Source organism: Nocardia pneumoniae NBRC 100136, from assembly GCF_000308755.1.
Lineage (GTDB): Bacteria > Actinomycetota > Actinomycetes > Mycobacteriales > Mycobacteriaceae > Nocardia > Nocardia pneumoniae.
Window position 1 is genome coordinate 1 of record NZ_BAGF01000052.1, and the last position, 12,338, is coordinate 12,338.

Annotated in this window: 12 protein-coding genes; 4 read left to right on the plus strand and 8 right to left on the minus strand. The window is 69.8% G+C overall.

Features of this window, described 5'->3' with window-relative positions; translation table 11 throughout:
• From ON34_RS16360 to zapE, 3 genes are all read right to left on the minus strand, one after another.
• A partial coding sequence (locus tag ON34_RS16360; protein WP_040780229.1) for an alpha/beta fold hydrolase occupies positions 1-499 on the minus strand: 499 nt, incomplete at its 3' end.
• A 57-nt stretch (positions 500-556) separates the two neighbouring features.
• On the minus strand, positions 557-1,345 hold the full coding sequence (locus ON34_RS16365) for a tyrosine-protein phosphatase (RefSeq protein WP_040780230.1): 789 nt from the start codon (positions 1,343-1,345) through the stop codon (positions 557-559).
• A gap of 270 nt (positions 1,346-1,615) precedes the next feature.
• Positions 1,616-2,632: a cell division protein ZapE gene (gene zapE, locus ON34_RS16370; protein ID WP_040780231.1), complete on the minus strand. Its 1,017-nt coding sequence runs from the start codon at positions 2,630-2,632 to the stop codon at positions 1,616-1,618.
• A 35-nt stretch (positions 2,633-2,667) separates the two neighbouring features.
• On the opposite strand from zapE, the gene ON34_RS16375 reads away from it, so the two are divergent.
• From ON34_RS16375 to msrB, 4 genes are all read left to right on the plus strand, one after another.
• Entirely contained in the window at positions 2,668-3,429 is a 762-nt protein-coding gene (locus ON34_RS16375) for a pyrimidine reductase family protein (protein WP_040780232.1), read from the plus strand.
• Between the two features lie 31 nt (positions 3,430-3,460).
• Positions 3,461-5,017 (plus strand): alpha/beta hydrolase, encoded by a 1,557-nt coding sequence (locus ON34_RS16380; RefSeq protein WP_040780234.1) that lies wholly within the window; start codon positions 3,461-3,463, stop codon positions 5,015-5,017.
• Between the two features lie 82 nt (positions 5,018-5,099).
• Complete coding sequence (locus ON34_RS16385) at positions 5,100-6,443, plus strand: glycosyltransferase family 87 protein (protein ID WP_040780236.1); 1,344 nt, start codon at positions 5,100-5,102, stop codon at positions 6,441-6,443.
• Positions 6,440-6,883: a peptide-methionine (R)-S-oxide reductase MsrB gene (gene msrB / locus ON34_RS16390; protein ID WP_040780238.1), complete on the plus strand. Its 444-nt coding sequence runs from the start codon at positions 6,440-6,442 to the stop codon at positions 6,881-6,883. Before ON34_RS16385 ends, msrB begins: the two co-directional genes overlap by 4 nt.
• A gap of 91 nt (positions 6,884-6,974) precedes the next feature.
• Here the strand turns inward: msrB and hemQ are convergent, their stop codons facing one another.
• From hemQ to hemE, 5 genes are all read right to left on the minus strand, one after another.
• Complete coding sequence (gene hemQ / locus ON34_RS16395) at positions 6,975-7,670, minus strand: hydrogen peroxide-dependent heme synthase (protein WP_040780239.1); 696 nt, start codon at positions 7,668-7,670, stop codon at positions 6,975-6,977.
• A gap of 4 nt (positions 7,671-7,674) precedes the next feature.
• Positions 7,675-8,919 carry a globin domain-containing protein gene (locus ON34_RS16400; RefSeq protein WP_040780240.1) on the minus strand — a complete coding sequence of 415 codons (1,245 nt, stop codon included), beginning with the start codon at positions 8,917-8,919 and terminating at the stop codon, positions 7,675-7,677.
• Positions 8,916-9,389, minus strand: a complete 474-nt coding sequence (locus tag ON34_RS16405) for an RrF2 family transcriptional regulator (RefSeq protein ID WP_040780242.1) — start codon at positions 9,387-9,389, stop codon at positions 8,916-8,918. Before ON34_RS16405 ends, ON34_RS16400 begins: the two co-directional genes overlap by 4 nt.
• A gap of 258 nt (positions 9,390-9,647) precedes the next feature.
• Entirely contained in the window at positions 9,648-10,988 is a 1,341-nt protein-coding gene (locus ON34_RS16410; RefSeq protein WP_040780243.1) for a protoporphyrinogen oxidase, read from the minus strand.
• Between the two features lie 251 nt (positions 10,989-11,239).
• A complete protein-coding gene (hemE, locus tag ON34_RS16415) occupies positions 11,240-12,295 on the minus strand; it encodes a uroporphyrinogen decarboxylase (RefSeq protein WP_083889491.1) in 1,056 nt (351 codons plus the stop codon).
• Between the last annotated feature and the right edge of the window lie 43 nt (positions 12,296-12,338).

The following is a 12,338-nucleotide window of genomic DNA, read 5'->3' on the forward strand; positions in this document are numbered from 1 at the left end:
CGAGCACCCGGAACATCATCGCCGTCCGCGAGGCGCCCGCGCCGTCGCCGCGCATCGCGGCCTGCAGGTCGGGCAGGTCGATCACCCGGCGGTCGACCCCGCCGCAGTCGAGCACGCCCGAGCCGATGCCGCCGACCGCCAGGCGCCGCACCCGGTGGTCGGTCGCGGCGACCAGCAGCGAGATCACACCGCCCATCGAATAGCCGACCTGGGCTACTTCGTCGAAGCCGAGCTCGTCGTAGAGCGCGCGCACGTCACGCGCCATGCCGTGCCAGGAGTAACGCTGCGGCTCATGCGGTTTGTCCGAGCGACCGTGGCCGCGCGCGTCCAACGACACCACGGTGTGTCCGGCGGAGCGCAATGCCCCGACCACGCCGGTGCTCATCCAGTTCGCGTTGGTGTCGGCGACCACGCCGTGTTGCAGCACGACCGGGATGCCTTCGCCCTCCCACACCCGGTACGCGAGCTCCAGGCCGTCCCACGTCTCGAACTTCGCCATGCCGGGATCGTAATGGGCGATACGGTGAAGTGGACGGTCGTCCGGGACGGGCAGCGCTCAGGCCAGCAACTCGGCCCGCAGTGCGCCGATTTCGCCGTCGGTGAGTTTCAGCCCCTCGCGGACATAGCCGTCGAAACTTCCGTAGGTCTGATTCGCCTGGTCGAAGGCGGCGTCGAGCCAGGACTGCTGGACTCCGTTGAGCGGGTCGTCGCCGCGCGCGTTGCGATACCGGTTGGACAGCAGATAGTCCTCGGTGACCGTGGCACGATCGACGCCGAGCAGGGTCAGCAGGACGGCCGCTGCCCAACCGGTGCGATCTTTGCCCGCGGTGCAGTGGAACAGCAGCGCCCCGTCGGTGTCGATGATCGACCGCAGCACCGAGGCGAACGCCTCGTTCGCGCCCGGCGCGGTGATGAACGCGCGGTAGAGCCCGTCGCCGCCGGTGAGCGTGGTGGCAAGGACCTCCGGCGGAGCCTGGCCGATCACGTCGGCCCACCGCGCCGTGGCGCCCGCCGGGACGCGGTCCGGGCCGAGCGCGCGCTCGTAGACGGTGCGCAGGTCGTAGACCGAGCGCACCCGGCGGTCGGTCAACGCGGCCAGATCCTCCGCGGTCGCGTTGTTCAACTGCCCGGTTCGATACACCAGGCCGGTGCGCACGGTCCGGCCGCCGGTCGTGCGGTAACCGCCGATATCGCGGGCGTTCTGCACCCCGTGCAGAGGCAGCGAGCGATCGACCGAGATGGCGGGAGCCGCTGGTGGATCGGCGAGCGCGACGCCGGTCACCGGCCCGAACGCGACCGCCAGCCCGGCCGCCATGGCGATCGGGGCTCGAAAACGATGGGCCATACGACTGCTCCGATCACATCGGTTCTGGGCGCTTGCGGGTCGATCTTGCCGCCCAGTCGACGCCCGTGGCAAAGACGCAGCCGGACGAACCCCGCCCACAGCCCTACGTCGGACCGCGCGACTGAGGCAGCCGCATACAACGCACAGCCGGACGAAATCCGTTCACAGCCCCGCCGGGCCGAGCGAAGGCCGAGGCAGCCGCACAAAAAGCGCAGCCGCACGAAATCCGCTCACAGCCCGCACCGGGCCGAGAAAAGCCGAGGCAGCCGCCTAGGCCGCGACCTCGAACCGTGACAGCGCGAGCAGGCGCGAGATCGCGCGCAGGTACTTCTTGCGGTAGCCGCCCTCGAGCATCTCCGCGGAGAAGATCTCGTCGAGCTTCGCCCCGGACACCGTGACCGGGACGCTGGCGTCGTAGAGCCGGTCGGCCAGCACCACGATGCGCAAGGCGACGGCCTGATCGACGACCGGGTGCACGTTCGAGATGAACACCGACGACACCCCGGCGATCAACGTGCCGTACTTCGACGGATGCAGCGTGCTGAGGTGCTTCAGCAGCGCGTCGAATTCGTCGAGCGTGGAACCCGGTGTGGCCGCGGCGCGTTCGGCCAGCACCTCCGGTGCGGCGGGTTCCGGCGCGGGCGGCAGATCGCGGTGGCGGTAGTCCGGCCCGTCGACGCGCACCGCCTCGAAGATCGACCCGAGTTTCTTGATCTCGCGCAGGAAATCCTGTGCGGCGAAACGTCCTTCGCCCAGCTGGCCGGGCAGGGTATTGGACGTGGCTGCGATGGAGACCCCGGCCGCGGAGAGTTCGGTCAGCAGACGGGAGACCAGCATGGTGTCGCCCGGATCGTCGAGCTCGAACTCGTCGATGCACAGCACGCTGTTGCCCGAGAGCCGCTCCAGCGCGTTGGCGAAGCCGAGCGCACCCACCAGGTTGGTCAGCTCACCGAACGTGCCGAAGGACTTGGGTGCGGGCGAGCTGTGGAAGATCGAGGCCAGCAGGTGGGTCTTGCCCACGCCGAACCCGCCGTCCAGATACAGACCGGCGCCGCTGACCTGCTTCTTCTTGCCGAACAGGCTCTTGCGCCGCGCGGCCTTGCTGATCGCGGCGACCTGCCCGGCGAACTCCTCGGCCTTGCGGACCGCGGCCGCCTGGCTCGGTTCCTTCGGGTCGGGGATGTAGGAGGCGAAACTCACCTCGTCGAACATGGGCGGGGGCACCATCTGGGCGACGAGCTGATCGGCCGGAACCTCCGGGTGGCGATCGACGAGGCGTTCTTGCATGGACGAAGCCTAAAGACGTGGTGTGATCTAGTTTCATGCAGCGTAGCCACAATGCGATCCAGCTCACAGGCCTGAGTCCGGACGACCTCGCGCGGTTGTACGCCTTCCCGTCCCGGCTCGAGGCGCCTTGGGTGCGCGCCAATTTCGTCTCCAGCATCGACGGCGCCGCGACCAGCGGGAACCTCTCCGAGGGGCTCGGCACGCCCGCCGACAAGATGGTGTTCATGCTGTTGCGCGAGCTGGCCGACGTGATCGTGGTCGGCGCGGGCACCGCACGCGCGGAGAACTACGCCGGAGCGCGCACCGATCCCGGCCGCCGCCGCGCCTTCCACGAACTCGGCATCGGCGGACATCCCGATGGCGCGCCGCCGCCGATCGCGGTGGTCACCGCCAGCGCGGTGCTCGAGCCGGACGCGCGGCTGCTCACCGAGACCCAGGTGCCGCCGCTGATCATCACGACGGCCGCCGCACCAGCCGACCGCAAACGGCGACTGGCCGACGCCGGTGCCGAGGTGATCGAGGCGGGCGACATCGCCGTGACACCGCAGGCCCTGCTGCGTGCACTCCATGCGCGCGGCCTGCTGCGTGTGCTGACCGAGGGCGGCCCGCAGTTGTTCGGGGAACTGCTCGCGGCCGATGTGGTCGACGAGCTCTGCCTCACCACCGCGCCGCTGCTGGTCGGCGGCGCGGCGCGACGAATCTCGCTGTCCGCCCACGAGTTCCGCACCCGCATGACGCGCGCGCACGTGCTGCTCGACGACGACGGCACGATGCTCACCCGGTGGGCCCGTCGATGAAACAGGCGTCCGAACCTGGCAGGCTGTAGCAATGCGCTGGACTCGGGCCGCCGTGCTTGCCGCCACCCTGTCGATCGTCACCGCCGGTTGCGGCGCGGGACCGTCGGATCGTCCCGGTGTCGCGGTGCAGCGCCCGCCCGTCGCGGGCAACGCCACGACCTCCGCCGCGCCGCCCGCGCCGCCGAACGCCGAGCTGCCCAAGACCGACCTCAGCTGGCGCGAGTGCACCCAGCCGACCTTGGACCTGTTCGGTCTCGGTCCCGCGCCCGCCGGACTGGTGCTCGACTGCGCCGAATTCTCCACTCCCATCGATGCGGCGGGCGCGGTGCTCGGCACGTTCCGCGCCGGGGCGGTGCGGGCCCGTTCGGCGCAGACTCCGGCCGACGTCCCGCCGCTGGTGCTGACCTCCGGCTCGGACCGCTCCTCGGCCGCCACCCTCGCCGGGCTCGCGGCGGGTCCGGCCTCCGCGTTGCTGGCCGCACGCCCGATCGTCGCGGTGGACCGGCGCGGTATCGGCAGCTCGCAGCCGATCGACTGCCTGCCGCAGGACGTCCGCCGCGGCTTGGCCGACAACGCCCAATTCGGTCCAGGCGCCGGCGATGCGGTGGCCAGGATGACCACCTTGAGCCAGGACGGCACCATCGCCTGCCGCGACTTCCTGCAGCCCTACGAGGGCACGTTCGACGCACCGCACGCCGCCGACGACATCGAGCAGTTGCGCAGGCAGTGGCAGGTCGAGCACATCACGCTGCTCGGCACGGGCAACGGCGCGAAGGTCGCGCTCAGCTACGCCCGCAAGTACGGCGAGCACCTCGCCCGGCTGGTGCTCGACTCCCCCGAGCCGGTCGGCACGGACGCGGTCACCCGCGCGGAGCAGGCCGTGCAGGGCGCCGAGGCGGCGCTGACCGCGTTCGCGCAGCGCTGCGTCGGCATCGGCTGCTCGCTGGGCGCCGACCCGCGCGCGGCGATCACCGATCTGGTGCGCCGGGCCGAGTCCGGCGGGCTCGGTGACATCTCGGCGAACGCCGTGCTCACCGCGGTGACGGGTTTCCTGGGCAGCCCGCGCGCCGACCAGCCCGGCCGGATCGGTGAGTTGTCGGACGCGCTCGCCGCGGCCGGACGCGGCGACCGGGGCCCGCTGAGCGGCATGATCGCCCGCGAGGCTGCCGCGATCGAGAGCGACGGACAGTTCGTCAACCGGTGCACCGACACTCAGCAGCCGCCGACTCCGGGCAAAGCCACCGAGCTCGCGGGCGCCTGGGGCGGCAAGTATCCGGTCTTCGGCAAAGCGGCGGCCATCGCGCTGATGGAATGCGCGGCCTGGCCCGTGTCGACCGCGCCGCCGCTGCCGGAAAAGCTCGGCATCCCGGTGCTCGTGCTCGGCGGAGTCGCGGACCCGGTGGTCGGCAACGGCGGTCAATCGTCGGTGACCGGCGCGCTGGGGGCGGCGGGCGCTCGGCACGCGGCGCTGACCTGGCAAGGTTTCGGCCATCCGGTGTCGACGCACTCCAGCTGCGCGCAGCGGGCGCTGCTCGACTATCTGAAGGACGGCAAACTCCCCGCTGACGGCACCGCCTGCCCGGCCTGAACGGCGCTCGCTGGGCCGCTCGGGCAGTGTGTCGGGCAGGTCCCGCCAACCACCGGTAACCGATCCGGTGTACCGTGCCCCAGTGTTCCTTCGACAGCTCGAGCCCCGGACCGCTCGCACCACCGCCGAGGTGATCAAGTTCGCACTCTGGCCGCTCGCGGTCATGACCGTGCTGAACCGGGTCTTCATCAAGGCTGTCAATGGCTTCATCACCGATGACTACAAGCCGGTCTACCAGGCGTCCCTCGACTTCCTGAACGGCAGGCCGGTCTACACCGCGAACTTCGACTCGGTCGACCCGCACTACCTGTACCCGCCGAGCGGCACCCTGCTCATCGCGCCGATCGCCGCCATCGACTACGAGAAGTCGCGCTGGCTGTTCATCGCGCTGAACGCGATCGCGATCCTCATCGCGTGGTACCTGCTGCTGCGGCTGTTCCGGTACACGCTGAACTCGGTGGCCGCGCCCGCGCTGCTGCTGGCGATGTTCATGTCCGAGACCGTGATCAACACGCTGGTGTTCACCAACGTCAACGGCTGTGTGCTGCTGGCGGAGCTGGTCTTCATCCATCTGCTGCTGCAACGGAGAGATCTCTGGGCGGGCGCCGCGCTCGGGTTGAGTATCGCGGTGAAGCCGACGCTGGCCCCCTTGCTCTTGATCGCGCTGGCACGCGGGCAGTGGAAGGTGTTCATCACCGCGCTCGGGGTGCCGGTGGCGTTGACCGGGATCGCCTGGCCGCTGTCGAAGGACCCGGAGAAGTTCTTCACCCGCACCTTCCCGTACATCTTCGAATCCCGCGACTACTTCAACAGCGCGATCGTCGGCAACGGCGAGTACTACGGTCTGCCGCCGTGGCTGACCTGGGGCATGCGCGTGGTGCTCGGCGTGCTCGTGCTGCTGTCGCTGTGGCTGCTGTACCGCTACTACCGCGACGACGAGCTGTTCTTCGTGTGCACCGCCTCCGGCGTGCTGCTGACGGCATCGTTCCTGCTCAGCTCGCTCGGGCAGATGTACTACTCGATGATGCTGTTCCCGTTCCTGATGACGGTGGTGCTGCGCAATTCGGTGCTGCGCAACTGGCCTGCCTGGCTGGCGATCTTCGGTTTCATGAGCTACGACAAGTGGCTGTCGGACCGCTGGCAGCACATCGGGCGCAATCTCGAGTATCTGCGCATCACCTTCGGCTGGGGTCTGCTGCTGATCGTCGTGTTCTGCGTGCTGGGCGACCGTTATCTGGCCGCGCGGCGCGAAGGCAGGCTGCCGTTCGGGATCGATCCCGCGTGGATGCGTTCGGCGCCGGACCCGCGCGGCGACGAACCGCGGCAGGCCCTTCCCGCGCGCGATGCCGCCTTGGCGACGGAAACCCCCAGGCCACAGAACGGTTCGGCACCGGTGGAGCAGAATCGTATTAGCGTGGAGCCATGAGTTCCGAAGCCGACACGTCCCTGCCCACACCGCGGATCCAGCTTTCGCCGCAGGAATGGCGGTCGAAGCTGGGTCCGGAGGAATACGCGGTGCTGCGCGAGGCCGCCACCGAACGCCCGTTCACCGGCGAGTACACCGACACCAAGACCGAGGGCGTCTACGTCTGCCGGGCCTGCGGCGCGGAATTGTTCCGCAGCACGGAGAAGTTCGACTCGCACTGCGGCTGGCCGTCCTTCTTCGATCCGGCGGCATCCGACGCGGTGATCCTGCGGTCGGACGACTCGCTCGGCATGCATCGGGTCGAAGTGCTGTGCGCGAACTGCCACAGCCACCTCGGCCACGTGTTCGAGGGCGAGGGGTACAACACGCCCACCGACAAGCGCTACTGCATCAACTCCATCGCCCTGCGACTGCACCCCTCGAACAGCGCAGCGGAGTAAGCCCTGACGCTGTCAGGAAGCGTAGGGGTTCACCCGACTGCCGCGCATGCCCCGAGTTTGCGGGGCATGCGCGGACAACGTAATTCTGCGATCAGGGCAGGGCGGCGATCAGCTTTTCGATCTCGATCCGGGGCCCGGTGAAGAACGGGATCTCCTCGCGCACGTGCCGCCTGGCGTCGGTGGCCCGCAGATCGCGCATCAAATCGACGATGCGGTGCAGTTCCGGCGCCTCGAAGGCGAGAATCCACTCGTAATCGCCGAGCGCGAACGAGCTGACCGTGTTGGCTCGCACGTCCGGGTATCCGCGCGCGGCCTTCCCGTGTTCGGCCAGCATCCGACGGCGTTCCTCGTCCGGCAGGAGATACCACTCGTAGGAGCGGACGAACGGGTACACGCAGATGTAGTCGCCGGGCTCCTCCCCGGCCAGGAAGGCCGGGATATGGCTCTTGTTGAACTCGGCGGGCCGGTGCAGCGCCACGTTGCTCCACACCGGCGCGCTCGCCCGGCCCAGTTCGGTGGTGCGGCGGAAATCCGCATACGCCGCTTGCAGGTCCTCGACGCGTTCGGCGTGCGTCCAGATCATGAAGTCGGCGTCGGCGCGCATCCCGGCGACGTCGTAGGTGCCGCGCACCACGACCTCGCGCTCGGCGAGACCGTCGAAGAACGCCCTGGCCTCCTTGGTCGCGGCCTCCCTGTCCTCACCCAGCACTCCTGGCTGCACCTGGAAGACCGAGAACATCAGGTAGCGGATGGTGGAGTTGAGAGCCTGGTAGTCGAGTCGCGCCATAGCCCTATCGTGCCACTCGCTCGGGAGCGCCCGCGTCGGCGGGCGTGAACTGCTCGATGTGGATCCGGTCAGCCGGGACGCCCGCGGCGCGGAGCTGGCGCTGGATGTCACGCAGGAATCCGGGCGGGCCGCAGACGTAGGCGTCGGCATCGGCGGGCAGGGTGAGGGCCGAGAGATCCACCCGGCCGCGCCGGGCGCCGGGAGCCGGTTCCTCGTACCAGATTTCGGCGGTGGCCTGCGCGAGCCGGGCCGCGAGGTCGTGCAGCCGCTCGCGCAGCGGATGCGTCCGTGGTCCACGATCCGCGTGCACGACCAGGGTGCGGCGCCACGGTGCGTGGGCGGCGAGGTATTCGAGGACGCCGATCGTCGGGGTCACGCCGATACCGCCGGAGATCAGCACCAGCGGCGTCGTCGCCGTGGTGTCGACGGCGACGTCCCCGAACGGCAGCGTGATCTGCAGCGCGTCGCCGGGGTGCAGATTCTCGTGCAGCCAGGAGGAGACCTCGCCCGCGGGGCAACCGTCGGCCGCCTCGACCCGCTTGACCGCGAACGACAGCGTGCCGTGACCGGGCACGCCGACCAGGCTGTACTGGCGCAGCTGGCGGGCGCCGTCGGGAAGCCGCACGCCGACCGAAATATACTGGCCCGGAACGAATCCGGGTAGCTCGACGGCGGGATCGGAGGACTCGACGGTGAAGACGGCGACGCCGGACGGGTCGTCGGCACGCGCTGAGACCCGCACGTCCCGGAACACGTCGCCGGAATCCACGCCCGCCTCGGCGTAGAGGCCCTTCTCCTGATCCATCAGGATGTCCGCCATCAGCCAGTAGACCCGATCCCAGGCCGCGGCGACCGGCGCGTCGACCACATCGGCGCCCAGCACCTCGACGATGGCGGCGAACAGATTGTCGTGCACGATCTGATACTGATCGGGCGTCACCCCGAGCGAAGCGTGCTTGTGCGCGATCCGCGACAGCATGGTCGCCGGGTGCGGCAGTGCCGGGTCGACCAGATATGTGGCGAACGTGGCGATGGACGCGGCGAGCGCCCGCTGCTGGCTGCCCTGCGCCTGATTGCCCCGGTTGAACGTATCGCGGAGCAACTGGGGGTGGGCGTCGAACATGGTCCGATAGAACACGGCCGTGATGCGGTCGATATTCGCGGCCACCAGCGGCAGAGTCGCGCGGACGACGTCGGCATGGTGTGGTTCGAGTTCCGGTTCGCTACGGACGACGCCGTCGGTGTTCATGAAACTTCCTCCCTCTCAGTGGAAACGCTCGCCGGAACGTGGGCGAGCAAGTGCAGCAACTCCGCGGTCGGCGAGGTGACCAAATCCTCTATCGAATAACGGTCTAGCTCGGTATAGAACGCTTCCTTCGCGTCGGCGAGTATTCGGCGCAGGCGGCAGGCACCGAGCAATGGGCACGGATGCGGTTGTGCGCACGCCACGACCTCCCGGTCGCCTTCCAATTCCCGGATCAGTTCGCCCACCGACACGGCCCGCCCGGCGGCGGTGATGAACAATCCGCCGGACCGTCCCCGATGCGCCTCCACCAACCCCAGGTCGACCAGCTGCGATACCGCCTTGGCGACATGGCGCTCGGAGGCGCCGACCTGCCGCGCGATCAGCTTGGTGGTAACCCGGGAGTCCGCCCCGTCGTTCACCGCGAGCCGCATGATGGTGCGCAATCCGATATCGGTGAACGGCGAGAGCTGCATGCCGCTCACGCTACCGGCGTATTTCCTCGATTCCGCCCCTCGGACCGAGTGTGCTTAATTACGGCGATCCGTGCGTATTTTCCGCGTCCACCTGGAATTGCCATGAAACCGAAAAGAGCACAATGTCAGCAAGTATTGTTGCGGCACACCTGACGCGTTCGCGTAGCGATTGCACCCCGCGAGCGGCAAATATTCTGTGACAGCCGACACGGCGATTTCACGCGGTCGCGAGCGGTGCGCCGCGCATCGGCAGGAATATCAGCGGGCGGCGATCCGCTGTGCGGCGGCGATACCGGAGGCTACGCACGCGGGCACGCCGACGCCGTGCAGATACGCACCGGCCACGGCCAGGCCGTCGAGCGTCGCCACCTCGGCTTCGACGGCAGCGATGCGGGCCGAGTGGCCCGGCGCGTACTGGGCGAGGCCACCGGGCCAGCGCTGGACCACGGCAGCGGACGGTGCGATCGGGACACCGGTGACGGTGGCCAGGTCTTCGGCGGCGGCGGTGACGAGTTCGGCGTCCGGCCACGACAGCACCGCGTCGTCCCCGAACTTGCCGAACGATGCTCGGACAAGGGCGGTCTCGCGGTGCGCGAGGTGCGGCCATTTGCGGCTGGAGAGGGTGAACGCCTTGGCGCGCAACGGTTCTCCGGTGGCCACCAAGATGCCGGAGTTCTGCGGCAGCGCGGTCTCGCGCGGCAACGCGAGGGCGACGACCACCGACGAGGACAACTCGACGCCCGCCAGCTCCACGGCCGCGGCCGGGGCCACCGCGCCCAGCAGCCGTGCGGTCACCGGCGCGGGGGTGGCGACCACCACCGCGTCTACCGCGCCGATCGGGTCCACCACCCAGCCGCGCAGGCCCCTGGCCAGCCGCGTCCCCGGCGTCGCGGTGACGAACTCGGCCTCCGACCGGGTGGCGAGCGCGTCGAGCAGCCTCCGGTAGCCGTCGCGGATTCCGCCGAAAACCGGCGCGTTCGAGGGCGGCGGCAGCGCGGCGCGGACGGCCGCGGTGAGGCTGGGCGCGCCGTCGTCCAAGGCCGCGGCGAGTGTGGGCAGCGCGGCGCGGACGCCGATGGAGCGCGAGCTGCCCGCGTAGACGCCGCCGAGCAGCGGGTCGACGCTGCGTTCGGCGACCTGCGCGCCGAATCGGTCGGCGACCAGGCCGAAGACATCGGTGTCTGAGCCCGGTACCCAGGTCAGCGGCCGTTCGGGTTCGGCGGCGATGCACGCCAGCGTCGCGGCATCGACCAGCCCGCGCATCGACTCGGCGTTCGCCGGGATACCCATCAGCGTGCCCTCCGGCAGCGGGTGGGCGGCACCGCCCGACCACACCAGCGGCCGCAGCCCCGCGGGGGTCACCAGCTGCGACTCGAGCCCGAGTTCACGCAGCAGCTCGGGCACCTCCGGCCGTCGTCCGACGAACGCCTCCGCGCCGAGATCGAAGGGCTCCCCGGCGAATTCCCCGGTGTAGAGGATGCCGCCGACCCGATCGGCTCGATCCAGCACGAGCAGGTCGGCGTCCGGGCCGAGCAGTGTCCGCAGCCGATACGCGGCCACCAGTCCGCTGATTCCACCGCCGACCACCGCGATACGCATACCTCGACCGTATCCGCTCCGCAACCGCGCCAATCGAACGGCTCGGCGCGCTGTGGTTCGCCCCACACCTTCGAGCTACAGCGAGCCCACACCACCACACGGTCCGCGCCGCCGCACTCGCAGGCCATCACGTTCGAATCGACACCGCGGGACAGCGAGCATCCGACGATGTCGATGGCCGTCGCAAAGCGGGCGGGCACTCGTGCGCCCGTTCTCGGCAGCGCCTATCGCCGGAGCCCTACCTGTGGGCCCTACAGTTCGTGGACGAGCTCCACCAAGGCAGTCAGCACGCCCGGGTCGGTGTCCGGGAGCACCCCGTGTCCCAGGTTGAAGATGTGTCCGGAGGCGCCCATCGTGATCGCCTCGTCCGCTTCGCGCACGATCCGGCGGGCCTGCGCCTCGATCGCCGCGGGTCCGGCGAACAGCACGGCGGGATCGAGGTTGCCCTGCAAGGCTTTTCCGGGTCCGACGCGGCGGACGGCATCGGTCAGCGGCACTCGCCAGTCGACGCCGACCACGTCGGCGCCCGCCTCGCCCATGGCGCCGAGCAGTTCGCCGGTGCCGACACCGAAGTGGATGCGCGGCACGCCGGAGTCGGCGATCTCGGCGAACACCCGCTCGGAGTGCGGCAGCACGAAGGTGCGATAGTCGGCCAGCGACAGCGCGCCGGCCCAGGAATCGAACAGCTGCACCGCGTCGACACCCGCCGACAGCTGAGCCTGCAGGAACGCGATGGTGATGTCGCTGAGCACGCCGAGCAGCGCGTGCCAGGTCTGCGGATCGGCGTACATCATGGCCTTGGTGCGCTCGTGGTTCTTGCTCGGCCCGCCCTCGACCAGATAGGAGGCGAGGGTGAACGGCGCGCCCGCGAACCCGATCAGCGGCGTCTCGCCCAGCTCGTCGACCAGCAGGCGCACGCCGTCGGTGACCGCGCCGACTTCCTCGGGACGCAGCCGGGGCAGCGCGCGCACGTCGGCGACCGTCCGCACCGGCGCGGCGACCACCGGGCCGACGCCAGGAACGATGTCCAGGTCGATCCCCGCCGCTTTGAGCGGAACGACGATGTCGGAGAACAAGATCGCCGCGTCGACCTTGTGCCTGCGGATCGGCTGCAGGGTGATCTCGCACACCAGCTCGGGATCGAAGCACGATTCGAGCATCCCGATGCCCGCCCGCACGTCGCGGTATTCGGGCAGCGAGCGTCCGGCCTGGCGCATGAACCACACCGGGCGCCTGCTGGGCGTCGCGCCGGTGGCGGCGGCCAGGAACGGGGCATCGGTCAACCGGCGGCGGGTATGAGTGCTCATCACGGTTATCGTATGCGGGCTCGGCGGCGCGCCTCCGACCGCG